This is a genomic window from Roseovarius sp., from assembly GCF_027019125.1.
Taxonomy (GTDB): Bacteria; Pseudomonadota; Alphaproteobacteria; order Rhodobacterales; family Rhodobacteraceae; genus Roseovarius.
In genome coordinates this window covers 340,775-363,916 of record NZ_JALUXE010000027.1, presented here as the reverse complement: position 1 = coordinate 363,916, position 23,142 = coordinate 340,775, and the positions used below count along the sequence as shown (strand labels likewise).

Genomic DNA, 23,142 nt, shown 5'->3' with positions numbered 1-23,142 from the left:
AAACCTTACAGAGCTTACACGCGGCTCAGCCCCGCGCCACCTCTGCCGCGAACCGCGCCACATACCGCGCCCGCGCCTCGGGCAGAGGCCGATTGCCCAGTTGTGGGGCAAGGTGGTTTTTCAGGAAATGTCCCGTTACTTCAAACCCTTGCAGGATTTCCGCATCGGGCGCCGGACCATGCCCCATCAGACAGGGCGGCAGCGGCAAGAGGCGATCCGCCCACTCCCCCGCCCCCGCACGTGACACAGCGCGCCCGGTCTTGGGGGATATGTAACTGAGATCATTGGCCTTTTCTCCCAGAACCGCACAGCGCCGCAGGTCGAGACCAAAGCCCATCTCGTCCAGCAACGCCAGTTCCCAATTGAGATAGGCCAGCGTCCAGATCTCGGGCTGATCCAGAAGATCAAGCAATATCAATGTCTTGCGGTATAGCTCCGCGTGTGCCTCGCGCTCTGGCAGCACAAACAGCAACAGCGCACAGACCGCGTTCAACCCGGCCAGCGCCATCCGGTCTCCCATGGTCCAAGCCCTTGATTTCAAAGGCTCAACCCGGAATGTGCCGATGTGATCCTCCAGCCGCGCGCGCCATTCCACATCCAGTTGCGCCCCCGGTTGCAGCACAGGGGCCATGTTGCGCGACGCCCCGCCGCGCACCACCCCGGCATGCCGCCCCCGCTCTGGCGTAAAAACTTCAATGATAACAGAGGCTTCACCATGTCGGCGGCTGCTCAGAAGAATGCCCTGATCGCGCCATTCCATCGGCCGTCAGCCCTCCAACCCATCCTGATCGAGCAGATGCCGCCCCTCCCGGTCCTCCACCTCGATCACCCACAGGTCGGGATCATAGCCCTTTTGCCGCGCGACCGCCGCATCCACGTCGGATTCCGCGCCCTCGGCCAAGGTGATCCAGACCCGCGCGCCACTCATGAGGTCGATAGAGCGTTGAAAAACCTTCGCTTTTCCATCCAGCGTGTTGAGCTTGACCAGAACCGCGCCGCCCGTGTCGTCACCATGCGCCACCACAAAGGCAGGAATATCCACCAACCTGAGCCGCGCCAGATAGGCATCCACCCAAAAGCGCGCACTCAGTCGGGCCATGGGATTAGTTCCCGTCCTTGAAATCCAGCCCCATCTCGGAATAGCGCTCGGATTCCTCTTGCCAGTTCTCTCGCACTTTTACCTGCAAAAACAGATGGATACGGCGACCAAGGAATTCTTCCAACTCCTCACGCGCGGCCTTGGAGACGGCCTTGATGGTCTCGCCCTTGTTGCCCAGAACGATGCCCTTGTGCCCGTCGCGCACCACATAGACCACCTGATCAATCCGCGCAGAGCCATCCTTGCGCTCTTCCCAATTCTCGGTTTCGACGGTCAATTGATAGGGCAATTCCTGATGCAACCGCAGCGTCAGCTTTTCCCGGGTCATCTCGGCGGCGATCATCCGCATCGGCAGGTCGGCGATCTGATCCTCGGGATAAAGCCATGGTCCCTCGGGCAACTCGCCCGCCAGCCATTGCCGCAGATCATCAACCCCGTGCCCCTTCTCGGCGGAAATTAAGAACGTCTTTTCAAAGGCAAAGCGCTCGTTCATGTCCTTGGTCAAGGCCAGCAGAACCGGTGCCTGCACCCGGTCTATCTTGTTGATCGCAAGCGCCACCTTGCGCCCCTTGGCGATCCCCGCCAGCCCTTCAAGGATGCGCTCCACCCCTTCGGTGATACCGCGATGCGCCTCGATGAGCAGGATCACCACATCGGCATCCGATGCCCCCCCCCAAGCGGCCGCGACCATCGCGCGGTCCAGCCTGCGGCGCGGCTGAAAGAGGCCGGGCGTGTCCACGAACACCAACTGGCTCTCGCCCTCCATTGCCACGCCCCGGATGCGCGCACGGGTGGTCTGCACCTTGTGGGTGACGATGCTGACCTTGGCCCCCACCATGCGGTTGAGAAGGGTGGATTTGCCCGCGTTGGGCTCTCCGATCAGGGCAATGAATCCGGCGCGCGTGGTCATGGGAGGCGTCTCGACTGTTATGATTGACAGGCTCTAGCCGATTTGACGCCCCGCGACCAGAGCAGAGCGTCAGTTCTCGCATCCGAAGGGGACAAAGGTGCTCGCCATGCCCTCGTTCATCGTCATCATGGTCAGCAAATCGGCCAACGCATAGTCCTGTGCAGTCTGTGCGCAAATGCCCGCGGGCGCGACACATCCAGACCTTATAAAGGTTTGGTTTTCCTCTAAAAATCTTGGGCTTATCCCCTCCACCCCAAGGGCGGCCAAGGCATCGTCGGTGGCCTGCGCATAGAGCGCGCATTTGCGGAGCGTCCAGGCATCGGCGGGGGCCTCTTCTGCCTCGGCCAACGCGCCCAGGACCAGCATCACGGCCACGAAAACAGCCCCGCGCACAGGCTCATTCCGCCTGCAATTCATCCAGCAGCGCGCGCGCCGCTGCCTGTTCCGCCTGCCGCTTGGACCCGGCGGTGGCTTCGGCGCTCTGGCCGCTCTTCAATTGCGCGGAAATCGTAAAGACCGGCGCGTGATCCGGACCCGAACGGGCCAGCTCGACGTAATCGGGCGGCGGCAGCCCACGCGCCTGCGCCCATTCCTGCAACGCGGTCTTGGCGTCGCGCGCATCGTCCTTGACCGCGCCGATCCGCTTGCCCCAGAGCCGCAGCACCACCGCGCGTGCCGCCTCGAACCCGGCATCGAGATAGACGGCGGCGATCACCGCCTCCATCGCATCGCCCAACAGCGCCTCTTTGCGCCGCCCACCCGAGAGCATTTCGGAGCGCCCCAATTTCAGCACCGCGCCGAGGTCGATCTCGCGTGCGACATCGGCGCAGGCCTCCTTGCGCACCAACGCGTTGAACCGCGGCGCAAGCTGCCCCTCGGTGGCGCCCTGATCCTGCGACAAGAGCGCCTCGGCCATCACGAGACCGAGCACCCTATCGCCCAGGAATTCAAGCCGTTGATTGTCATCGCGATTGGGCGTCGCCATCGACGAATGCGTGAGCGCCCGCACCAAGAGGCCCGCATCGGAAAACTGATGCCCGAGCCGCGCCTGAAACGCCTTTGTTTCCGCCGAAACCTTCACTCAAGCCTCTTGAAGAAGCGATCGCCGCGCCATGTCCAGAAGGCCAGCATCGACCGCCCCCCCGAGGAAAAGATCACCCGGTTCGCACGCCCGATCAGGTTCTCGAAGGGCACAAACCCGACACCGCCCACCGCCTGCGGAAAGCGCGAGTCGGTGGAATTGTCGCGGTTGTCGCCCATGAAGAAGTAATGCCCCGCAGGCACGGTAAAGACGCCCGTATGGTCCGAGCGCTGGTCGCCGATGTTCAGGATCGCGTGTGACCGACCGTTGGGCAGCGTCTCGATCTGGCGGGATTTGATGCAATCGGCCCCCTCGCCCACCACGCCATTCTCACAGCGCGGGCGAATGCCCATGGGCCCTTGGCGCGTGAATTCCTCGACGAAATCACCCGCCGGTTCCAGACCGACAGCCACATCGTTGATATGCAGCACGCCATCCTTCATCTGGATGCGATCCCCCGGCAGGCCGATCACCCGCTTGATGAAATCGGTGCCGTCGGTCGGCTGACGAAAGACGATGATGTCGCCGCGCTCGGGCTCTGAGCCAAAGATCCGTGTGTTATCCCCGTCGATGAAGGCGCAGATCTTTTGCGCATCGAGGTTCAAGCCACCCAGCCGGATCGACGGACAAGAGGCATAGGAATAGCCATAGGCCATCTTGTTGACGAAGAGAAAGTCACCGATCAGCAGCGTGTCCTTCATCGACCCGGAGGGAATCCAGAAGGGCTGAAAGAACAGTGTGCGGAACAGCCCCGCGATCACGAGGGCCCAGAACACCGTCTTGACGGTTTCCCAGATAGAGCTCGATGTCTTGCCTGTGGCGGCCATTTGGCGTCCTCCGCTATCTCTCCGGCGCTACATGCGGGGCCGGGACCATGGTGTCAAGCCGGGGCTGCGACAGGCCGCGCCTCGATCACCACAAAGGCCTGTGCCCACGGGTGATCGTCGGTCAACGTCACATGGATGATCGCCTCGTGCCCCGGTGGCGTCATCTCGGCCAGACGCGTCGCGGCCCAGCCCGTCACCTGCATCACCGGCTGCCCCGAAGGAAGGTTCGTGACCGCCATGTCCTTCCACGCGATGCCCATGCGCAGGCCCGTGCCAAGCGCTTTGGAACAGGCTTCCTTCGCGGCCCAGCGTTTCGCATAGGTGCCTGCAACATCGGCGCGACGTTCGGCCTTGGCCTGCTCGACCGGCGTGAAAACCCGATTGCGAAAGCGGTCGCCGAACCGCTCCAGCGTGCGCGCGATCCGCTCGATATTCGCCAGATCTGTACCAATCCCCAAGATCATCCATTCATCCCCGTTGAAAACAGCGGAAAACTGACGCCAAGCGCCCAGGCGAGGACGATGCCAAGCGCCAGACCCGCGCTCAATGCCCCCGCCCGCGCCGCAACCCATCGGCCCATCAGCCCGTATATCAGGAAAAAGAGCAGGATCACCGGCGCAATCATCGCCAAGAAGAAAAGCCGCTCGGTATCGAGCAGGATGGCCAGCCCCAACGACGCCAGAAAGCCCGCCCGCGCCGTCAACCTCTGCCAGAGCGGCGCGCCGCGTGTCAAAACCGCATCCGCCACCATGAAAGGAACCGCACCAAGGCTCAGCGCGGCGATGATCGCCAACCGTTCGGGCGTGGGCCAGAAATTCGCGCCATACCGGTCGAGGGCCAAGCCAAAGACACCGAGACCCCACACCAGAAGCGCCAGCACCGCGACGGGGTGAAACCCGCTTGGACGCCGCCCAACGTAGCCCAGCAAGCCCACCTGGATCAGCCCGTAGAGCACCAGATGCAGCGCCAGATAATCCGCCACCAAGACCGGCAAGAGCCGCGTTTGCACCTGCACCGCCAAAAACGGCGCAAGCAGCGCAGGTACCAGAACGACAAGGGTGAATTGCCCCCCGCGCAAGGCCCTCGGCGCGCGCGGCGCCGTCTGCGGCAAAAGCCGCGCCAATGGGGCCGCGAGCGCCACGATAGCCGCCATCAGCACCAGAAACCATGGCCCCGTTGCACGCACCGCGACATCACTCGTGCGGCCATAGGCGGCATCGAGCCAGCCAATCGCCTCGGCCCGGCCCAGACGGCTGTGCAGGACCGCCACATGCTCGGACCAGGGTGCCACCACCGCGCGGCGCGTGACCGCCCCGGCCTGCACGGTATCGCCCTCGCCCGCGCCGGGCGCGACCATCGCCACCGCCGCGCGGGCAAAGCTGCGCAATCCCGCCTCCCACGCGCCGGTGATAAGCAGAAGATTGTCTGGCTCTGTCGCTGTCACCGCTTGTGAGAATGCCGAAATCACCACCACGGGACCGATCCTTGCATCCTCCAGCGCGGTTCGGATGATGATATCCGTGGCCATGGAATGCCCCAAGAGCGCGACCTCGCCCGCAAAGCCCTCTTGCGCCATGGCTGCTGTGACAACCCGGCCCGTCTGCGCCATCAAGAGCCGCGACGTGCCGTCGATGCGGGTCACATCGCCCGACATCGGCACCCGATTGCGCCCGTGCCCTTCGAAATCAAACGCCCAGACCCGATAACCCGCCCGCGCCAGATCGAGGCCATAGGCCTGCATCATCTGCCGCGACCCGGCAAAGCCATGCGCGACGACAACCACCGGCCCATCGGCCCCCGGCATGGCCATCCGCGTGATCGGCGTGTCCGAGACCGTGAAGCTGGTGATGTCCACGCCACGCCGCTGCCCCTCAAGCTGCCAGAGGGCAAGGCAGGCAACTAGAACGGCCACCGCGGCCAAAAGGCCTCGCCATGGTGTCATGCCCGAGCGGCCCGGCGCGGCCTCACCCCCGCGCCTCGTCCATCAGCCGCCGCATTTCCGCAATGGCCGGCCCCAGCCCGCGAAAGATCGACTCGCCAATGAGGAAATGCCCGATATTGAGTTCCATCACCTCGGGGAAAGCCGCGACCGGCTGCACCGTCTCGTAGTTCAGCCCGTGACCGGCATGGACCTCAAGCCCAAGCGAATGGGCATAGGCGGACATCTCGCGCAAGGCGGCCAGTTCGCGATCTCGCGCCTCGACATGCCCCTCGGCATGGGCATCGCAATAGGCGCCGGTGTGCAATTCGATCACCTCGGCCCCGATCCGGTGCGCGGCCTCGATCTGCCGCTTGTCGGCCGCGATAAAGATCGACACCCGGCATCCGGCCTCACGCAAGGGAGCGATGAAATGCGCCAGCCGGTTTTCCTCGCGCGCAACCTCAAGCCCGCCCTCGGTCGTGCGCTCCTCGCGCTTTTCCGGCACGATGCAGACGGCGTGCGGCTTGTGGCGCAGGGCAATCCGCTGCATTTCCTCGGTTGCCGCCATCTCGAAGTTGAGCGGCACCGTCAGCACCTCCATCAGCCCGTCGATATCCGCGTCCGAGATATGGCGCCGATCCTCGCGCAGATGGGCGGTGATGCCATCGGCCCCCGCCTCTTGCGCCAGCCGCGCGGCGCGCAGGGGGTCCGGATAGGCCCCGCCGCGCGCATTGCGCACCGTGGCCACATGGTCGATATTGACGCCTAGGCGTAGCTTCTTTCCTGCCGACATCGGCCTCTCCCGTAATTGATCCGCGACTCGTGACGCAAGCTAGTCCGGTTTACCCGCCTCGTCAGCCGGGTGCGTCTGTTTTTCCTTGGCCGCCTTCTTTTCCTTCATCGCCACCCATTTCGCCTTGAGCGCGCCCTTGCGACGGTGCTGATAGGCGGTGATGACCGGCAGGCTGATGTAATAGGCGGCAAGCCCGGTGACGATTCCCGGGACAATGCCGCCAATCATGTAGGGAAAGAACACATCGTCATAAAACAGCTTGAGACCGCTCCAGTCGGCCTTGTGATCCATGAACATGGCCAGAAAGTTGTTCTTGAGATCGTCGCCCGCGTCCAGAAACTTGCCCCCGAGCGACCGGCTGATTTCATCCTCAGCCATCGCGCCGCGCCCCAGCATCGCATGCCCGGTCTGAAGCGAGACAACCCCGATGGGCACATAGGTGAGCGGATTGCCAAAGAACGTCCCCAGGAGAGCCGCCGGGATATTGCCGCGCAAGATCCACGCCAGCGTCGCGGCCACGATGAAATGCAGGCCGTAAAACGGGGTAAAGGTTGTGAACACGCCCGCGAAAATGCCACGCGCAATGCGGTTGGGCGGGTCAGGCAGCCGGTTCAGTCGATGGCGGACATAGGTAAAGGCCCGCCCCCATCCGCCCTTGGGCCAGAGAAATCCGGCAATGACCTTCCACCAGGGGCGTCTGTCACGACGTCTGAATACCACCTGCGCGGCTCCTTGAATTGGTCTCAGCCCGCCCCCACGCGGGACGGATCACGATAGCGCTCGACAGCGGCGACATCGCTTTCCGCATCAAGCGCCGAGAGCACGCCGTGCAAATGTTCGGCGTCGCGCAACTCGACATCAATCAAAAGACGATAGAAATCCGGTTTCCGGTCCACGAATGTCAGGTCCGAGATATTGGCCTTCTGCTCGCCGATCAAGGTGCAAATCCGCCCCAGGACCCCGGCATCATTGCCGATGGTCAGATCGAGCGTCACATCATAGGCCGCCGGATGCGTGCCGGTATGCCAGTGCAGGTCCATCCAGCGGTCGGGTTGCTGATCGTATTGCGACAGCGTTTCACAGTCGATGGCATGGATCACCACGCCCCGCCCGCGATAGGTGATGCCCACGATCCGCTCGCCCGGTAGCGGCTGACAGCAGCGCGCCCGCTCGAAACTCTGGTCCGCCTCCAGACCGATCACCGCGCGGTCGCGCGTCACCTCGTTGCCAGCCTCGGGCATGAGATCGGGATAAACGGCATGGAGCACCTGATGCGCGGTCAGTTCGGCGCTGCCCAGCCTTGCGCGCACCTCATCGGCATCGCGCAGACGCAACGTGCGCGCGGCCGCCTCCAATGCCTTGTCGGTGGCCTTCTTGCCCACATGCTCGAACGCCGAGCGGGCGAGTTCGCGACCCAGTTTGATATAGCGGTCGCGGTCCAACTCGCGCAGGGCGCGACGAATGGCGGCACGCGCCTTGCCGGTGGTGGCAATATCGAGCCAGGTGGCCTGCGGCGTCTGGCCGTCGGCGGTGATCACCTCGACCGATTGGCCATTCTTGATCCGGGTCCAGAGCGGCACGCGCATGCCATCCACCTTGGCCCCGACACAGGCATGGCCGATCCGCGTGTGGATCGCATAGGCAAAGTCAATCGGGGTGGCCCCGCGCGGCAGCTTGATCACATCGCCCTTGGGGGTAAAGCAGAATACCTGATCCGCATACATCTCGAGCTTGACCGCCTCGAGAAAATCCTCGTGATCCTCCTCGGCGTCGAACTGCTCGCTCATGCTCGAGATCCACTTGGCGGGATCGACGGCAAAGGGGTTTTCCGAGCGCACACCGTCGCGATAGGACCAATGCGCCGCGACGCCGGTTTCGGCCACATCATGCATCGCCTGCGTGCGGATCTGCACCTCGACCCGCTTGCCATCCCGGCCCGACACGGTGGTGTGAATCGAACGGTAGCCGTTCGATTTGGGCTGGCTGATGTAATCCTTGAACCGACCCGGCACCGCGCGCCAGCGTTGGTGGATGGCCCCGAGCGCGCGGTAGCAATCATTCTCGGAGCGCGTGATCACGCGAAAGCCGTAGATGTCCGACAGCCGCGAGAACCCCATCTCCTTTTCCTGCATCTTGCGCCAGATCGAATAGGGTTTCTTGGCGCGTCCAAAGACATCCGCCTCGATCCCCGCCTTGTCCAATTCGTGCCGCATGTCGCCGGTGATCCGCTCGACCACATCGCCGGTCTCGCGTTGCAGGGTGATGAACCGGCGGATGATGCTGGCGCGCGCCTCGGGATTGAGCACGCGAAAGGCCAGATCCTCAAGCTCTTCGCGCATCCATTGCATACCCATGCGGCCAGCCAGCGGCCCATAGATATCCATGGTTTCACGCGCCTTTTGCGCCTGCTTTTCCGGGCGCATCGCCTTGATGGTGCGCATGTTGTGCAAACGGTCCGCCAGCTTGACCAGAATGACCCGCAGATCCTTGGACATCGCCATGAAGAGCTTGCGGAAATTCTCGGCCTGCTTGGTCTCGGAGTTCGACAGTTGCAGATTGGTCAGCTTGGTGACGCCATCCACAAGATCGGCCACCTCGCGGCCAAATTTCTCGGCGACGATCTGATACGACGCCTTGGTGTCCTCGATCGTATCGTGCAAGAGCGCGGTGATGATCGTCGCATCATCCAGCCGCTGCTCGGTCAGGATCGCGGCCACGGCGACAGGATGGGTGAAATAGGGCTCGCCCGAATGACGAAATTGCCCCTCATGCATCGCGCGACCAAAATCATAGGCCGCGCGAATGAGCGCCTCGTCAGTGCGGGGATTGTAGTGGCGCACCAGTGTGATCAGGTCGTCAACGGCGATCATCGGGGTCGCGCCTTGCCGTAGGGGCCGGAGTTACCCCTGACCCTGTGCTTCCATCAGGGCGCGCAGCAACTTTTCTTCCGACATATCGTCGGTGTCGGGCTTGTCCACATCGCCACCCATCAAGAGAGCCATGGAATCCTCTTCCGGCTCGTCCACCTCGATCTGGGTCTGATTCGATTCGATCAGCCGCTCGCGCAGATCATCCGCCGATTGGGTTTCCTCGGCGATTTCGCGCAGCGCCACGACCGGGTTCTTGTCGTTGTCGCGGTCCACCGTCAATGGCGATCCTGCCGCAATTTCGCGGGCCCGGTGTGCAGCAAGCATCACCAGATCAAAACGGTTTGGAACCTTGTCAACGCAATCTTCTGTGGTAACGCGGGCCATCAGACCTCCGGAACGGGTTGGGGCAGATTTCAAGAAGCCTTGTATTTAGGGCGTTGAACCGGGATTTACAAGCAGAGAATCAAAGCACCAGGGCCTCGTCGCGCGCGGCTTGCGGCAAGTCGTCCAGCATCTGTTGCACGGACCGGCCCAGCACCGGATGCACCCAGTCGGGGGCCACATCCGCCAGCGGCACCAACACAAAGGCTCGCTCGTGCAGGCGCGGATGCGGCAGGATCAGCCGGTCTGGCGCGCGGCTTTGCTGCGCCTCGGGCGTCAGACCGCGCCACGCCTCGAACCCCGCCCGGTCGGGCAGCACCTGCGCGCCCATAGCGAGAAGATCCAGATCCAGCGTGCGCCCGCCCCAGCGTGTCTCGCGCCTGCGACCAAAGACCGCCTCAACCCGGTGCAAGAGCGCCAGCATTCCTTCGGGGTCTTGCGTACTGCGCAGCACTGCCGCCGCGTTGACGAAATCCGGCCCCGCCCCCGCAGGAAACGCCGGTGTGCGAAAAAACCGGCTGACAGCCTCGATTTCCGCACCCTCTTCTCGTAGGCGCACAAGAGCCTCTGTCAGGATCGCTTTCGGGTCCAACGTGCCAAATGGCAAGTTTCCACCCATCGCGATCAAGCATTGTTGATCCAAAGTCAGCACTCCCCTATCCTATCGCGACGTAACATGCACTTGCATGCAGAATTCTTAACCCCTAATTATTGCGGCTACCTTGTCCTGCCTTCACCACTCACACCACTCACACACTCCCAGGCAAGACATGACCATTCGGAAGGACATTTAAGATGTTTTACAAGGACGAGCGTTTAGCCTTGTTCATCGACGGCTCGAATCTCTACGCCGCGGGCAAGGCACTCGGGTTCGACATCGACTACAAGTTGCTAAGATCCGAGTTCATGCGCCGCGGCAAGCTGCTGCGTGCGTTTTACTACACTGCCCTGCTGGAAAATGACGAGTATTCGCCGATCCGCCCGCTGGTCGATTGGCTGCATTACAACGGCTATTCCATGGTCACCAAACCGGCCAAGGAATACACCGACAGCCAAGGCCGCCGCAAGGTCAAGGGCAACATGGATATCGAGTTGACCGTGGATGCGATGGAACTCGCCCCGCGCGTCGATCATATCGTGCTGTTCTCTGGCGATGGTGATTTCCGGCCCCTGGTCGAGAGCCTGCAACGTCAGGGCGTGCGCGTTTCGGTGGTCTCGACCATCCGCAGCCAGCCGCCGATGATCTCGGATGAATTGCGCCGTCAGGCGGATAATTTCATCGAACTGGCAGACCTCAAGGATGTTATCGGCCGCCCGCCGCGTGACACCCAGAACGACCGCCAAGAGGCCTATGCCGAAACCAACTGATCTGGTTCCTCGGCCCTGCGACACCGCCCGGATTGCCCCTGCATGAACATGGGTGATCCGGGCGTTTTCGCACAATTGGCAGGGCTTTTTGCTGCGGCCTTTGGCGCGGCGACCATCCTGCCCTTTCAGTCCGAAGTGGTGTTCGTCGGCCTGCAACTGGCGGGCACGGTGTCTTTGACAAGTCTCATCGTCGTGGCCAGCATCGGCAACACGCTGGGGGCCGTGGTCAATTACGCGATGGGGCGCGGGATCGAGCGGTTTCGCCACCGCCGCTGGTTTCCCGCCAATGCCGCGCAAATGGCACGGGCAGAGCGGTGGTATGCGCGATGGGGCGTCTGGACCCTGCTGCTCAGCTGGGCCCCCTTGGGCGATGCCTTTACCGTGATCGCCGGGGTCCTGCGCACGCCGGTGTGGCTTTTCCTGCTGCTGGTCACGATTGCCAAGACCGGGCGTTACATCGTGCTGGCCTGGATCACGGCGCAGGCGGCGGGCTGAGGGGCGGGGCAGTCAAGAGAGCCTTCATTCAGGTCCCGCGTGGTTCGACAGACGTCACAAAGCCTATTTCCAACCCCGCCCTTTACCTGCGCGCCCACCTGCCTTACCTCTATGCCGGATCAGGAGACGCGCGATGACCAAGCCCCCCCTCACCCTCTATCTCGCGGCGCCGCGTGGTTTTTGCGCCGGTGTGGACCGTGCCATCAAGATCGTGGAAATGGCGCTCGCGAAATGGGGCGCGCCCGTCTACGTGCGCCACGAGATCGTGCATAACAAATACGTGGTCGACGATCTGCGCACCAAGGGGGCCGTCTTTGTCGAGGAACTCGACGAGTGCCCCACCGACCGCCCGGTGATCTTTTCCGCCCATGGCGTGCCCAAATCGGTCCCGGCAGAGGCCGCCGCGCGCCAGATGCTCTATGTCGATGCCACCTGCCCGCTGGTCTCGAAGGTGCATATCGAGGCAGAGCGTCACCATGAGAACGGACTCCAGATCGTGATGATCGGTCACGCGGGCCACCCCGAAACCGTCGGCACCATGGGGCAATTGCCGGATGGCGAGGTGCTCTTGGTCGAAACCCCCGCCGATGTGGCCACGCTAGACGTGCGCGATGCGAACCGCCTCGCCTTTGTCACCCAAACCACACTCTCGGTCGATGACACGGCCGAGGTCGTGGCCGCCCTCCAGACGCGCTTTCCAGCCATCGTCGGCCCGCACAAGGAAGACATCTGCTACGCCACGACCAACCGTCAGGAGGCGGTCAAGGCCATGGCCGAACGGGCTGAGGCCATGCTTGTCGTGGGCGCGCCAAATTCGTCCAATTCCAAACGCCTGGTCGAGGTCGGCGCGCGCGCGGGCTGCGCCTATGCCCAGCTTGTGCAGCGTGCTTCCGACATCGACTGGCGTGCACTCGACGGTATCCGCAGCATGGGTATCACGGCCGGGGCCTCTGCCCCCGAAGTGCTGGTGAACGAGGTGATCGACGCCTTCCGCGCCCGCTATGATGTGACAGTCGAAGTGATCGAAACCGCACAGGAAAACGTCGAGTTCAAAGTGCCAAGGGTGCTGCGCGAGAAGGTGTGAGCCGGGAAACAAAGGGTTAGGACAGTTCTTAATCCGTTGCGCTCGTTCCGCTTCAGGCCGCGCATGACATGAAACGTGGGGATCATGGATTGACCGCCCCAGTGGTTCGTGCTGAAAACGCCTGAATATCAAGCAGGAGACCTTCATTGAAACTTTTTTCTATCGCTCGCACGAGTGCTGTTTTGGCGGCGTTTTCGATCCTGTCCGCATGCGGCGGCACATCTGGTCCGAGCCTGTCGACCAGTAATCCGAATTTCTTTTCTTCGCGCGTTTCCGAAGGAACGATGCTCGGCGCGTTCAACCCTGCCGGTTTCTCCGCCAAGGAGGTCCGCAAGGTGGTGGCCGAAACCTGCACGGGTGCGCTTGGAGGGTTCAACACGCAACCGCGCGAAGATGGCCTGACAGCTTTTTCCGCGACCTGCGCCGCGTGGCGCAGCGGGGCGCGTCTGGTCGAGTATGAACGCGCCAGCGGCTCGATGGTGATCATTGAAATCACGGGCTCCAAATCCGGCAATCTCTTGTATGATCGGATCGAAACCAGCGTCTGATTGGCTGTCAGCGGCCCTTGCGTCTGGCACGGAAACTGCCGTGTCAGACACCATCAAATTGCGAGCGCGCCAACGCCATCGGCAGACCAGCTTCTCGCGGCCCAATGGCCGCGATCTCGTCACAGACCGCCAACCCCTCACTCGTTATCCCTGAGCCACGCTGGCCGCAACACGACGATGGTGGGCCGGTCCGGCAGGCTGCGCAGGGACACTTCGATCTCGCTCACACCGGGACGCGAGATGGCGAACTCACCCTCCATCCCCGCCAGAAACCGCTCCAGCGTGCTATCGCCAAACCAGTGCATCGGCAGCACGATCGACGCTTTCACCCGCCGGAGCACGTTCATCATGTTCTCGATATTCATGGTATAGCCGCCATCGACCGGGGCCATCACCACATCCATCCGGCCAAGCGCGGCGTATTGATCGTCGCTCGGCTCGTGGTGCAGATGCCCCAGATGGGCAATACACAGCCCCTCCGCCTCGAAGACGAAAATCGAATTGCCATTCGCCTCCACCAGAGCGAATGTCGGTCGGCACATTGCGCACCACCAGTGTGCCCAGATCGAGGTGATGATCGGCCGCCGCGCCATTCTCTCCCCAACCGCGCAGGACATGCGGGATCGCCGGATCGGGAAAGGCGGTCCAATGCGTTTCATGCGCATGGTTCATGGTGACCAGATCGGGGATCAGATCGGCGCTGCCGATAAAACCCGTGAAATCCGTCACCGCATTGTGTCCGCCCGCCTGAATGAGAAACGAGGCATGGGCAATATACCGCAGCCGCACGGTATAATCAGGCAGCGGCGCGCGAAAACTGGCATGGTGCAGATATTCCAGCCCCGGCGCGGCATCGGCAAGCGCAATGCAATGGCTTGGCCGGCGGTCTTGCGCCGCGGCGGGCGCGGCCAGCATCAAGACGAACAGGACTAATCGGATCATGGGCGGCCCTCCGGTTGGTCCGCCTCAAGATAGCACGCTTTGCCGCCACGTCACCTTTTCCAAAGGGGCGCTCAGCTTTCCTTGATGAGCGGCACGATGGCTGGATCGGTTTCGGGGGCCAGTTCCTCGAAATCGAAATTGTCCAGCCGTCGCGCCCGTCGCCCGGCCTTGTCCGCCGAAATCTTGATCTCCGCCACATCCTTGGCCGCTTGGGCGAAATGGCGATCAAGGTTGTCGACCCGCGCGCCCAACCGCTCCACATCCGCAAAGAGAAGACCCAGCTCGCGCCGGATCGCGCCCGCCTGTTCCCGCATCCGCGCATCCTTGAGGATCGCGCGCATGGTATTGAGCGTGGCCATGCAGGTCGTGGGCGACACGATCCAGACGCGTGCGGCAAATCCATCGCGCACCACCTCGGCGAAATTGGCGTGCAATTCCGCATAGACCGCCTCGGAGGGCAGGAACATCAACGCCCCGTCGGCGGTTTCGCCCTCGATGATGTATTTCTCGGAAATGTCCTTGATATGCTTGCGCACCGCTGTACGCATGCCGCGTGCCGCCTCAGTCAATTCCCCTTCTGTCTTGGCGCGGCGCAGCGCCTCATAGGCCTCCAATGGAAACTTGCTGTCGATACAGATCGGCCCCGGTGGATTGGGCAAGTGGATCAGACAATCCGCCCGCCGCCCGTTCGAGAGCGTCGCTTGCAACGTGTAGCTGTCCGACGGCAGCGCCTTGGTGACAATATCCGTCAGCTGGATTTCCCCGAACGCCCCGCGCGTCTGCTTGTTCGACAGAATGTCCTGCAACGAGAGCACATCGCCCGACAGCTTGGTGATATTGTCCTGCGCCTTGTCGATGGCCTGCAAGCGCTGCTGCAATTCCCCAAGCGATTGCGCCGTGCGCCGCGAGGTGCCTTGCAGGTTCTCGGTCATGGCCTGGCTCACCTGCGCCAGCCGCTTTTCCATCAGTTGCAACAGATGCGATTGCGCCGCCGCCTGCGCCTCGGACACATGGTTGAGACCACCGGCAAGTTGATGCTGCCCATCCGACAGGCCCTGCACCCGCTGGCCCAATTGCCCGACCTGATAGGCCAAAGGCTCTGCCAGCCGCGCCGAGCGATTGGCCGCCCGCAAGGCGAGAATGAGCAGCAGCAGGATGAGCAACACCAGCACCACGCCGGCGAGCCCCGCCAGAACGACGGGATCATCAAAGGCATAGGTCTGCGTGCCGATCTGGATCATGTGCGCCCGAACAGCCGTTCAATATCCGCGAGCCGCAATTCCACATAGGTCGGCCGCCCGTGGTTGCATTGCCCCGACATCGGCGTGCGCTCCATCTCGCGCAGAAGGGCGTTCATCTCGTCCGCGCTCATCCGGCGGCCCGACCGGACCGAGCCGTGACAGGCCACCCGGCTCAGGATCGCGTCGATCCGCGATTTCAGCGTGCCGCTTGCGCCCTCGTCCTGCAATTCGTCCAGAATGTCGCGCAACAGCGCCTTGGCGTTGACCGGCCCCAGAATGGCCGGGGTTTCGCGCACGGCAAGGCTGCCGGGCCCGAACGGCTCGATCCCGAGCCCCATGCCCGCCAATTCCTCGGCATGGTCCATCAGGCACGCACAGTCAGCCTCGGTGAAATCGACAATTTCCGGGATCAACAGCGCCTGTGCCGCGATTCCGCTCTCGGCCATCTGGCGCTTCAAACGCTCGTAGACCAGCCGCTCATGGGCGGCGTGCTGATCCACGATGACCATGCCCGTTTCGGTTTGCGCGATGATGTAATTCTCATGCACCTGCGCCCGCGCAGCCCCAAGCGGCAGCGCTGTGGCGGGCACCTCTTGCGCCTCCGGCTCTGGCGCGGCTTCGACCCGCGCGCTCCACTCTGCGCCAATATCGGCAAACCCGGGCGCCTGTGCGTTATAGGCAAGGGCCCGCGCCTGCGGTGACGGGCGATCCATCTGATAGATGCGCCCCACCGGCTCGGCCCGGAACGCGCCCAATGTCGCCCCCGCCACCGTGGTCGAGGCCCGATGACCGGCGTCAGCCAAGGCATGCCGCAAGCCCGAAACAATCAGCCCCCGCGCCAGCCCCGGATCGCGAAACCGCACCTCGGATTTCGCCGGATGCACATTCACATCGACCAGCGTGGGGTCGCATCCCAGAAACAGCGCCGCCGCCGGATGGCGGTCGCGGCTCAGCACGTCCTGATAGGCGGCGCGCAGCGCGCCGTAGAGCATCTTGTCCCGCACCGGGCGACCATTGACGAACAGATACTGCGCCACCGCCGATCCGCGCGCATAAGTTGGCAGCGCGGCATAACCGGTCAGGCGCAGCCCCTCGCGCGTTGCATCAATCCTCAGCGCATTCTCGGCAAACTCGGCCCCCAGAACCCGCGCCAACCGCCCATGCAGCGCGTCAAAGAGATCGCCATTCTCAGGGTCGGCACGGAACACGATCCGCCCCTCGCCCCCGCCCGAGACATCGCGCAGCACGAAGCCCACGAACGGCTCTGCCATCGCCAGCCGCTTGACGGTGTCGGCAATCGCCTGCGCCTCGGCCCGGTCCGAGCGCATGAATTTGAGCCGCGCAGGCGTGGCGTAGAAAAGATCGCGCAGCGTGACCACCGTTCCCGCATTGAGGGCCGCAGGTTTCACCGCCCCCATTTGCCCGCCCGCAACCGTGATTTCGGCGGCCTCGCCCCCTGCGCGCGATGCGATCGTCAGCCGCCCCACCGCCCCCAAGGACGGCAGCGCCTCACCGCGAAACCCAAAGGAATGGATGTTGAGCAGGTCCGAGCCGTCGATCTTTGACGTCGCATGCCGCGCAAGCGCGAGCGGCAGTTGGTCGGGCGTCATGCCGCAACCATCATCCCCCACACGGATCAGGGTCTTGCCGCCGTCCGCATAGCTCACCTCGATCCGGGTGGCCCCGGCATCGAGCGCGTTTTCCACCAGTTCCTTGACCGCCGAAGCCGGGCGCTCGACCACCTCGCCCGCCGCGATACGATTGATCGCAGCCTCGTCCAACTGGCGAATCTGCGGGTGTGCGGCGCTTATCTTGGGGCTTGGGCTGTTCATACCGCAACACTTAGCACGGATTACCGCGATTCTGCCAGAGAAGGCATATCCGCAGCCGCATATAAAAAACCCGGGCGCGAACGCCCGGGCAAGCTCTCTCAAGATCTGTCAGGAAGGAGAAGGATCAGCCCTTGGAGAATTCAGGATAGGCTTCCATGCCCATTTCCGCCATGTCGAGCCCGTTGATCTCGGTCTCTTGATCGACCCGCAGACCCATGGTGCCCTTGATGATCAGCCAGAGCACGAAGCTCACGACAAAGGTGAAGGCACCGTAGGCAAGGATCCCCAAAAGCTGCGTGCCGAGGCTGGCATCGCCGTAGAACACCACAGCAATCGTGCCCCAGATCCCGCAGAAGAGGTGCACCGGAATGGCGCCGACCACGTCGTCGATCTTGAACTTGTCGAGCATGGGCACGGCCAGCACCACGATCACGCCGCCAACTGCACCGATCCAGAGGGCGCCAAAGAGGCTGGGCGCAAGCGGCTCGGCGGTGATCGACACAAGGCCAGCCAAGGCACCGTTGAGAACCATCGTAAGGTCAGGCTTCTTGTAGAGCACTTGCGTCAGGATGAGTGCCGCAATCGAGCCCGCCGCCGCAGCCATATTGGTGTTGGCAAAGATGCGCGACACGTCCGAGACATCGCCCACGGTGCCCATGGCCAGCTGCGAGCCGCCATTGAAGCCGAACCAACCCAGCCACAGGATGAACGTGCCCAGAGTGGCAAGCGCGAGGTTCGAGCCCGGCATCGGCGTGACCTTGCCATCCTTCCCGTATTTCCCAAGGCGCGGCCCGAGGATGATCGCCCCAGCCAGAGCAGCCCAGCCACCTACCGAGTGAACGATGGTCGAGCCTGCAAAGTCGGAGAAGCCAGCTTCGGACAACCAGCCACCGCCCCACTGCCAGGACCCGGAAATCGGATACATGAAGCCGGTCAGCAGGATCACGAACACAAGGAACGGCCAGAGCTTGATCCGCTCCGCCAGGGCACCCGACACGATCGACGCCGTCGCCGCAACGAACACAAGCTGGAAGAAGAAGTCAGATCCGACCGAGGCATAATCCAGCGCCGCATCCGCCGCCGCCACACCCACCGGGTCCAGCTCGGTCATCGAGAAGAACGGCCCGAGCCAACCGGCCACCAGCCAGCCATCACCGGGATACATGAGGTTGAAGCCAACCAGCCAATACATGATCGTTGCAAAGGAATAGAGCACGACGTTCTTGGTCATCTGCATCGTGACGTTCTTTGAACGCACCAGCCCGCCTTCGAGCATGGCAAAGCCCGCCGCCATGAAGAAGACCAGAAAGCCCGCCATGCAGAACAGCAGCGTCGTCATGATGTAGGGGCCGATTTCATCAAAGCTCGGCACGGCCTCCGCCGCCGCCTCTTGAGCCAGCCCCATCTGCGGCAGCGCAATCAGCGTTGCGGCAAGGCCGAGTTTTAACGTGGAATTCATAGTAGTTATCCTTTCCCCTGCGCGCTCAGAGCGCGTCATCGTTGGTTTCGCCGGTGCGCACACGCACGGCTTGCTGGATGTCGAGCACGAAAATCTTTCCGTCACCGATCTTGCCGGTACGGGCGGTCTTGGTGATTGTTTCGACGACCTGATCAGCCATCGCGGCAGAGACCGCGATTTCCAGCTTGATCTTGGGCACGAAATTCACGGCGTATTCCGCACCGCGATAGATCTCCGTGTGGCCGGATTGTGAACCGAAGCCCTTGATTTCAGTGACCATCATGCCGCGCACGCCGATGTCGGTCAGCGCCTCGCGGACCTCTTCCAGCTTGAACGGCTTTATCGTTGCAATGATGAGTTTCACGTCTGCCCCTTTCGGTTTGCGGTGTCTCAGCGCGTTATTTGCACATGCAGAAAAGGCGCAGATGGCAGAGTCTGGAAGGGTCAAGGCAGGAAACCGCCGCTTAAATTCGCCTCTTATGCACAAAATTTGGGCTGATTTATTATTTTGCATTATTTTTAGGCAAACAGGAAAGCGCGATCCACGCGCGCGGGGTCTCTACTTTTGCGATCCCGCACTATAAACTGCGCGGAACACGTGAGGCCGAGCAGGGCAACAATGAGCAAGACAGGACCGAAAAAGCCGCCTCTGGTGGCACCCAAGCGCACCCCCAAGGCGCCGCCCAAGCCCGCGCGCAAGGCCAAGAGCGCGCCGCGCCGCGCGCGATCCAACAACGTGGTGGTGCGGATTGTCGGCGGGTTCCTGCGCTGGATCTTCCGCGCGATCTGGTGGATCACTTGGCGGGTGACGGCGGTGGTCACGCTCGTCGTGGGCGCGCTCGTCGGGATCACCTATAGCACGCTGCCCGATTATCAGACACTCATGGATGGGCGCGCCAAGGGCTCCGTCACCCTGCTTGATCACGAGGGCGAAGTCTTTGCCTGGCGCGGCGATCAATTCGGCGGCGTCGTGACCGCCGACACCGTCAGCCCCCATCTCAAGAACGCGGTCATCGCCACCGAGGACCGCCGCTATTACCTGCATCCCGGCGTCGATCCCATCGGCATCGCCAGTGCCATCCGCATCAACCTGAGCGAAGGACGTGGCCCCCTGCAAGGCAACGGCGGCTCGACCATCACCCAGCAGACCGCAAAACTTCTGTGCTTTGGCAACGCCTATAATGAGAGCGAGTGGGAGAGCGAGGCCGACTATATCGCCGACTGCCGCCGCACATCGCTGTCGCGCAAGGCGCGCGAAGCGATCTATGCCATGGCGATGGAGGCAAAATTCACCAAGGATGAGATCCTGTCGGTCTATCTCAACCGCGCCTATCTGGGCGGCGGAGCCTATGGCGCAGAGGCCGCAGCACAGCGCTATTTCGGCAAATCCGCCGCCAATCTCAACCCCGCCGAGGGTGCGATGATCGCGGGTCTGCTGACCGCGCCCTCGACCCTTGCGCCCACTGCCAATCTGGAACGCTCGCGCAACCGTGCCTCGGTCGTGGTGGGCCTCATGCGCCGTCAAGGCTATCTGAGCGACCAAGAGGCCGCCCTCGCCCTCGCCAATCCCGCCGAACTCTCCGAGGCGGCAGAGCGGCAGGCGGGCGGCTATTTCGCCGATTGGGTGATGGCCTCGGGCCCCGAATTCTTTACCCGAGACACCACCGAGGATGTGATCATCCGCACCACGCTCGATCAGCGCATCCAGCGCGCCGCCGAAGAGGCGTTAACCTATATCTTTGACGAAAAGGTGCGCGAAGGCTCCGAGGCGCAAGCCGCCATTGTGGTCATGTCCGCCGATGGGGCGGTGCGGGCCATGGTCGGCGGGCGCAAAACCAAGGTGGTGGGTGCCTTCAACCGCGCCACACAGGCCAAGCGCCAGACCGGATCGGCCTTCAAGCCCTTTGTCTACGCCACCGCCGTCGAGCTGGGCTACAGCTATGATTCGGTCGTGGTGGACGAGCCCTATTGCATCGACATCCCCGGTTCGGGCCGCTGGTGCCCGGAAAATTACACCCGAAACTACAAAGGCCGCGTCACCCTGACCGACGCGTTGGCACAATCGCTCAACATCCCGGCGGTCAAGATCTCCGAAAGCGTCGGACGTGATCTCGTGCGCAAGGTGGCCAGCGATTTCGGCATCGACAGCGATCTGGCCGCAGGTCCGGCTCTCGCCCTCGGGGCCTCGGAAAGCACGCTTCTGGAAATGACCGGGGCCTATGCGGGCATCCTCAATGGCGGCTCGTCGGTCACGCCCTACGGCCTGGTCGAGTTGAAACTTCTGGGCGAGTCAGAGCCGCTCATGGGCAGCGGCGGCGGCATCGGCGAGCGTGTCATTCAGGAGAGCGCGGCGCAGGAACTCATCTACATGATGACCAAGGTGATCGAAGGCGGCACCGGCAGCCGTGCCCGCCTTCCGGGCCGCGAGGCCGCGGGCAAGACAGGCACCACCCAGGCCGCCCGCGATGCATGGTTTCTCGGCTTTACCGCCGATTACGTGGCCGGGGTCTGGATGGGCTATGACGACAATACGCCCCTCAAAGGCGTGACCGGCGGCGGACTGCCTGCGGAAATCTGGCAGGAAACCATGGTGCGCGTGCATGAGGGGATTGATCCCAAACCCCTGCCGATGCTGCGCCCGCAACCCCGGCCCGCGCCCACCCCCGCCCCGCAGAACCAGCAACGCCGCGCGCCATTGGCCAGCGGCAACCCGATCGAGAACATCCTGCGCAGCATCTTTGGCGGAAATTGAAAACGGCGCCCGCAGGGGCGCCGTTCTCGATAATCGTAATGGGCAGGGCGCCTCAGCCCGCTTGCTTGAGGTCCGCAATCAGCGCGTTCACATCACCATTGCGACGGTCCAGCATCGCGCCAATCTCGGTGCGTTCGCTCAACCGCAGGCTGATCCCCTCGATGATCATATCGAAGAACAGGTCCTTGCCCGACCGGTCCGACACAAGGAAACTCACCTCGAACGGCGATTGCCCGCGCAAATAGGCGGTGGATTTTACCTCATGCCAGGATTTCACCTGTTTGACCGAATTCACCTCGATCCGACCACCCACGAATTCGTTGAACCGCTTGCCGTACTTGCGCGCGATATAACCGCGGAACGCCTCGGTAAAGGCGCGCATCTGCGCCGACGACACCCGGTTGGCGTCCGCCCCAAGGGTCGAGCGCGCGATGATGTTCACATCGGCATAGGTGCTGAAAATCCGCTCGAAATCGTTGATCATCCCCGACAGCGGCTTGCCCGAGGCGATGACGCGGTTGATGTTGACCACGACTTCATCCACCAGCGTGCGCGCCCGCGCATCATCCAGCGCCCAGCCCGTGCCGGGCAGCGTGGCCAAGGCGGTCACGGCAAGGCCCGTGGTCATGAAATGGCGGCGGGAGATGTCACTCAGCATAGGGGTCCTCCAATGGCGCGGATGGCTCGAGACTACCGTAAGGGTCGTCATAGACACTACCAGCCGTGCCGCCCAGTTTGAAGCGCCGGTTTTGCAGGAAGATCGACCGCGACTGCGCATAGCTGTCCGCGCTCTCGTAGAGAATGGCGTCAATCGTCTCGCTGAACTTGTCGCGCTTGGACAGGCCAGCGGCCACACCCGCCCCCGTACCGATCAGGTTCTCAGGGGATTCTACAATATAACTCAACGGGTTGGTAAAGAGATCGACGGCGATGCCCCAGGTATCCCGCTCGGTCGACGGCCCCAGGACCGGCAGTTCCACATAGGCCCCTTCCCGCGCGCCCCAGACGTGCAAGGTTTCGCCGAAATCGGTGTTGGTGCCCGCAGGCATCCCCATTTCGCTCGCCGGATCGAACAGGCCGCCAAGGCCAAAGGTGGTATTGACCACCAGCCGCGCAGTGTCCTGAAACGCGCCGCGCATGTTCAATTGCAGAACATTGTTCACGATGTCACTGGGCAGCGAGAGATTGGTCGCGAAACGCCCGATCACCGTTTCGATGTCATCGGGAATTGCGGCACTGTAGCCCTTTGCGACCGGCCGCACGAGCGCGCGGTCAAACCCCCGGTTGAATTGATGCACTTCGCGGTTCTGAGATTCGTAGGGATCGAACACGTCGCGCGTGGCCTCGGACGGGCTGGGCTTTGCGCAGGCGCTCAGCGCGACCACGCCCGACAGGGCGATCAAGCGCAACACAGATCCGGCGGGCACGGGGAAAGATAAGCGTAGCAATGGGGTATCCGTCATTAAACGAGTCTCAGCCTTACATAAACTATAGCCCGAACAAACCCATCATCCTACGCCCCATGTTCACAATGCTGTG

Annotated in this window: 25 protein-coding genes and 1 pseudogene; 5 read left to right on the top strand and 21 right to left on the bottom strand. The window is 62.8% G+C overall.

Annotation, left to right across the window (positions count from 1 at the left end; all coding sequences use genetic code 11):
• Positions 1-25 precede the first annotated feature (25 nt).
• The 13 genes from recO to folK form a co-directional block, all read right to left on the bottom strand.
• Positions 26-760: a DNA repair protein RecO gene (gene recO / locus MVC20_RS09990; RefSeq protein ID WP_297540882.1), complete on the bottom strand. Its 735-nt coding sequence runs from the start codon at positions 758-760 to the stop codon at positions 26-28.
• Between the two features lie 6 nt (positions 761-766).
• Entirely contained in the window at positions 767-1,099 is a 333-nt protein-coding gene (locus MVC20_RS09985; RefSeq protein ID WP_297540880.1) for a DUF1491 family protein, read from the bottom strand.
• Between the two features lie 4 nt (positions 1,100-1,103).
• A complete protein-coding gene (era, locus tag MVC20_RS09980) occupies positions 1,104-2,009 on the bottom strand; it encodes a GTPase Era (RefSeq protein WP_297540878.1) in 906 nt (301 codons plus the stop codon).
• Between the two features lie 69 nt (positions 2,010-2,078).
• Positions 2,079-2,375, bottom strand: a complete 297-nt coding sequence (locus MVC20_RS09975) for a hypothetical protein (protein ID WP_297540876.1) — start codon at positions 2,373-2,375, stop codon at positions 2,079-2,081.
• 31 nt (positions 2,376-2,406) lie between these two features.
• The gene (rnc, locus tag MVC20_RS09970) at positions 2,407-3,090 is read right to left on the bottom strand and encodes a ribonuclease III (RefSeq protein WP_297540874.1); all 684 of its coding nucleotides are present in this window, start codon (positions 3,088-3,090) and stop codon (positions 2,407-2,409) included.
• The gene (gene lepB / locus MVC20_RS09965; RefSeq protein ID WP_297540872.1) at positions 3,087-3,917 is read right to left on the bottom strand and encodes a signal peptidase I; all 831 of its coding nucleotides are present in this window, start codon (positions 3,915-3,917) and stop codon (positions 3,087-3,089) included. Before lepB ends, rnc begins: the two co-directional genes overlap by 4 nt.
• A 53-nt stretch (positions 3,918-3,970) precedes the next feature.
• The gene (gene acpS / locus MVC20_RS09960) at positions 3,971-4,381 is read right to left on the bottom strand and encodes a holo-ACP synthase (RefSeq protein WP_297540870.1); all 411 of its coding nucleotides are present in this window, start codon (positions 4,379-4,381) and stop codon (positions 3,971-3,973) included.
• On the bottom strand, positions 4,378-5,829 hold the full coding sequence (locus tag MVC20_RS09955) for an alpha/beta fold hydrolase (protein ID WP_297540868.1): 1,452 nt from the start codon (positions 5,827-5,829) through the stop codon (positions 4,378-4,380). The genes acpS and MVC20_RS09955 overlap by 4 nt, the downstream gene beginning before the upstream one ends.
• Positions 5,830-5,881: 52 nt before the next feature.
• Complete coding sequence (locus tag MVC20_RS09950; protein WP_297540866.1) at positions 5,882-6,631, bottom strand: pyridoxine 5'-phosphate synthase; 750 nt, start codon at positions 6,629-6,631, stop codon at positions 5,882-5,884.
• Between the two features lie 39 nt (positions 6,632-6,670).
• Positions 6,671-7,351 carry a DUF2062 domain-containing protein gene (locus MVC20_RS09945; RefSeq protein ID WP_297540864.1) on the bottom strand — a complete coding sequence of 227 codons (681 nt, stop codon included), beginning with the start codon at positions 7,349-7,351 and terminating at the stop codon, positions 6,671-6,673.
• 23 nt (positions 7,352-7,374) lie between these two features.
• A complete protein-coding gene (locus MVC20_RS09940) occupies positions 7,375-9,501 on the bottom strand; it encodes a bifunctional (p)ppGpp synthetase/guanosine-3',5'-bis(diphosphate) 3'-pyrophosphohydrolase (protein ID WP_297540863.1) in 2,127 nt (708 codons plus the stop codon).
• Between the two features lie 30 nt (positions 9,502-9,531).
• A complete protein-coding gene (gene rpoZ / locus MVC20_RS09935; RefSeq protein ID WP_037272337.1) occupies positions 9,532-9,885 on the bottom strand; it encodes a DNA-directed RNA polymerase subunit omega in 354 nt (117 codons plus the stop codon).
• Between the two features lie 79 nt (positions 9,886-9,964).
• Complete coding sequence (folK, locus tag MVC20_RS09930; protein WP_297540860.1) at positions 9,965-10,501, bottom strand: 2-amino-4-hydroxy-6-hydroxymethyldihydropteridine diphosphokinase; 537 nt, start codon at positions 10,499-10,501, stop codon at positions 9,965-9,967.
• Between the two features lie 176 nt (positions 10,502-10,677).
• Here folK and MVC20_RS09925 point away from each other — a divergent pair, with 176 nt between their 5' ends.
• The 3 genes from MVC20_RS09925 to ispH all read left to right on the top strand — a co-directional run bounded on the left by MVC20_RS09925 (position 10,678) and on the right by ispH (position 12,829).
• Positions 10,678-11,250 carry an NYN domain-containing protein gene (locus tag MVC20_RS09925; RefSeq protein WP_297540858.1) on the top strand — a complete coding sequence of 191 codons (573 nt, stop codon included), beginning with the start codon at positions 10,678-10,680 and terminating at the stop codon, positions 11,248-11,250.
• Between the two features lie 42 nt (positions 11,251-11,292).
• A complete protein-coding gene (locus MVC20_RS09920; RefSeq protein ID WP_297540856.1) occupies positions 11,293-11,745 on the top strand; it encodes a YqaA family protein in 453 nt (150 codons plus the stop codon).
• A gap of 133 nt (positions 11,746-11,878) precedes the next feature.
• Entirely contained in the window at positions 11,879-12,829 is a 951-nt protein-coding gene (gene ispH, locus MVC20_RS09915) for a 4-hydroxy-3-methylbut-2-enyl diphosphate reductase (protein ID WP_297540854.1), read from the top strand.
• 82 nt (positions 12,830-12,911) lie between these two features.
• On the opposite strand, the gene MVC20_RS09910 is transcribed toward ispH, so the two are convergent.
• Entirely contained in the window at positions 12,912-13,151 is a 240-nt protein-coding gene (locus MVC20_RS09910) for a hypothetical protein (RefSeq protein ID WP_297540852.1), read from the bottom strand.
• A 13-nt stretch (positions 13,152-13,164) separates the two neighbouring features.
• On the opposite strand from MVC20_RS09910, the gene MVC20_RS09905 reads away from it, so the two are divergent.
• A complete protein-coding gene (locus MVC20_RS09905) occupies positions 13,165-13,377 on the top strand; it encodes a hypothetical protein (protein ID WP_297540850.1) in 213 nt (70 codons plus the stop codon).
• Between the two features lie 137 nt (positions 13,378-13,514).
• Here MVC20_RS09905 and MVC20_RS09900 read toward each other — a convergent pair.
• The 5 genes and pseudogenes from MVC20_RS09900 to MVC20_RS09880 all read right to left on the bottom strand — a co-directional run bounded on the left by MVC20_RS09900 (position 13,515) and on the right by MVC20_RS09880 (position 19,215).
• A pseudogene (locus tag MVC20_RS09900) lies at positions 13,515-14,319 on the bottom strand (MBL fold metallo-hydrolase).
• Positions 14,320-14,390: 71 nt separating this feature from the next.
• Positions 14,391-15,560 (bottom strand): DNA recombination protein RmuC, encoded by a 1,170-nt coding sequence (locus MVC20_RS09895; RefSeq protein WP_297540848.1) that lies wholly within the window; start codon positions 15,558-15,560, stop codon positions 14,391-14,393.
• Positions 15,557-17,392, bottom strand: coding sequence for a DNA mismatch repair endonuclease MutL (gene mutL / locus MVC20_RS09890; RefSeq protein ID WP_297540846.1), 1,836 nt, complete (start codon positions 17,390-17,392; stop codon positions 15,557-15,559). Before mutL ends, MVC20_RS09895 begins: the two co-directional genes overlap by 4 nt.
• 124 nt (positions 17,393-17,516) lie before the next feature.
• Positions 17,517-18,851 (bottom strand): ammonium transporter, encoded by a 1,335-nt coding sequence (locus MVC20_RS09885; protein ID WP_297540844.1) that lies wholly within the window; start codon positions 18,849-18,851, stop codon positions 17,517-17,519.
• Between the two features lie 25 nt (positions 18,852-18,876).
• A complete protein-coding gene (locus MVC20_RS09880; protein WP_008279099.1) occupies positions 18,877-19,215 on the bottom strand; it encodes a P-II family nitrogen regulator in 339 nt (112 codons plus the stop codon).
• A gap of 255 nt (positions 19,216-19,470) precedes the next feature.
• Here MVC20_RS09880 and MVC20_RS09875 point away from each other — a divergent pair, with 255 nt between their 5' ends.
• A complete protein-coding gene (locus tag MVC20_RS09875; protein ID WP_297540842.1) occupies positions 19,471-21,603 on the top strand; it encodes a transglycosylase domain-containing protein in 2,133 nt (710 codons plus the stop codon).
• A gap of 52 nt (positions 21,604-21,655) precedes the next feature.
• Here the strand turns inward: MVC20_RS09875 and MVC20_RS09870 are convergent, their stop codons facing one another.
• Together MVC20_RS09870 and MVC20_RS09865 are read right to left on the bottom strand one after the other, a co-directional pair.
• A complete protein-coding gene (locus tag MVC20_RS09870) occupies positions 21,656-22,261 on the bottom strand; it encodes an ABC transporter substrate-binding protein (protein ID WP_297540840.1) in 606 nt (201 codons plus the stop codon).
• Entirely contained in the window at positions 22,251-23,030 is a 780-nt protein-coding gene (locus MVC20_RS09865; protein WP_297540838.1) for a VacJ family lipoprotein, read from the bottom strand. The genes MVC20_RS09870 and MVC20_RS09865 overlap by 11 nt, the downstream gene beginning before the upstream one ends.
• Between the last annotated feature and the right edge of the window lie 112 nt (positions 23,031-23,142).

Excerpts from the sequence above, each read along its gene's own strand:
- folK (WP_297540860.1), bottom strand. The coding sequence starts at position 10,501 with ATGGGTGGAAACTTGCCATTTGGCACGTTGGACCCGAAAGCGATCCTG.
- MVC20_RS09885 (WP_297540844.1), bottom strand. The coding sequence starts at position 18,851 with ATGAATTCCACGTTAAAACTCGGCCTTGCCGCAACGCTGATTGCGCTG.
- recO (WP_297540882.1), bottom strand. The coding sequence starts at position 760 with ATGGAATGGCGCGATCAGGGCATTCTTCTGAGCAGCCGCCGACATGGT.
- MVC20_RS09895 (WP_297540848.1), bottom strand. The coding sequence starts at position 15,560 with ATGATCCAGATCGGCACGCAGACCTATGCCTTTGATGATCCCGTCGTT.
- MVC20_RS09950 (WP_297540866.1), bottom strand. The coding sequence starts at position 6,631 with ATGTCGGCAGGAAAGAAGCTACGCCTAGGCGTCAATATCGACCATGTG.
- MVC20_RS09870 (WP_297540840.1), bottom strand. The coding sequence starts at position 22,261 with ATGCTGAGTGACATCTCCCGCCGCCATTTCATGACCACGGGCCTTGCC.
- MVC20_RS09875 (WP_297540842.1), top strand. The coding sequence starts at position 19,471 with ATGAGCAAGACAGGACCGAAAAAGCCGCCTCTGGTGGCACCCAAGCGC.
- MVC20_RS09925 (WP_297540858.1), top strand. The coding sequence starts at position 10,678 with ATGTTTTACAAGGACGAGCGTTTAGCCTTGTTCATCGACGGCTCGAAT.
- lepB (WP_297540872.1), bottom strand. The coding sequence starts at position 3,917 with ATGGCCGCCACAGGCAAGACATCGAGCTCTATCTGGGAAACCGTCAAG.
- MVC20_RS09985 (WP_297540880.1), bottom strand. The coding sequence starts at position 1,099 with ATGGCCCGACTGAGTGCGCGCTTTTGGGTGGATGCCTATCTGGCGCGG.
- era (WP_297540878.1), bottom strand. The coding sequence starts at position 2,009 with ATGACCACGCGCGCCGGATTCATTGCCCTGATCGGAGAGCCCAACGCG.
- MVC20_RS09920 (WP_297540856.1), top strand. The coding sequence starts at position 11,293 with ATGAACATGGGTGATCCGGGCGTTTTCGCACAATTGGCAGGGCTTTTT.
- acpS (WP_297540870.1), bottom strand. The coding sequence starts at position 4,381 with ATGATCTTGGGGATTGGTACAGATCTGGCGAATATCGAGCGGATCGCG.
- MVC20_RS09940 (WP_297540863.1), bottom strand. The coding sequence starts at position 9,501 with ATGATCGCCGTTGACGACCTGATCACACTGGTGCGCCACTACAATCCC.
- ispH (WP_297540854.1), top strand. The coding sequence starts at position 11,879 with ATGACCAAGCCCCCCCTCACCCTCTATCTCGCGGCGCCGCGTGGTTTT.
- mutL (WP_297540846.1), bottom strand. The coding sequence starts at position 17,392 with ATGAACAGCCCAAGCCCCAAGATAAGCGCCGCACACCCGCAGATTCGC.
- MVC20_RS09975 (WP_297540876.1), bottom strand. The coding sequence starts at position 2,375 with ATGCTGGTCCTGGGCGCGTTGGCCGAGGCAGAAGAGGCCCCCGCCGAT.
- rpoZ (WP_037272337.1), bottom strand. The coding sequence starts at position 9,885 with ATGGCCCGCGTTACCACAGAAGATTGCGTTGACAAGGTTCCAAACCGT.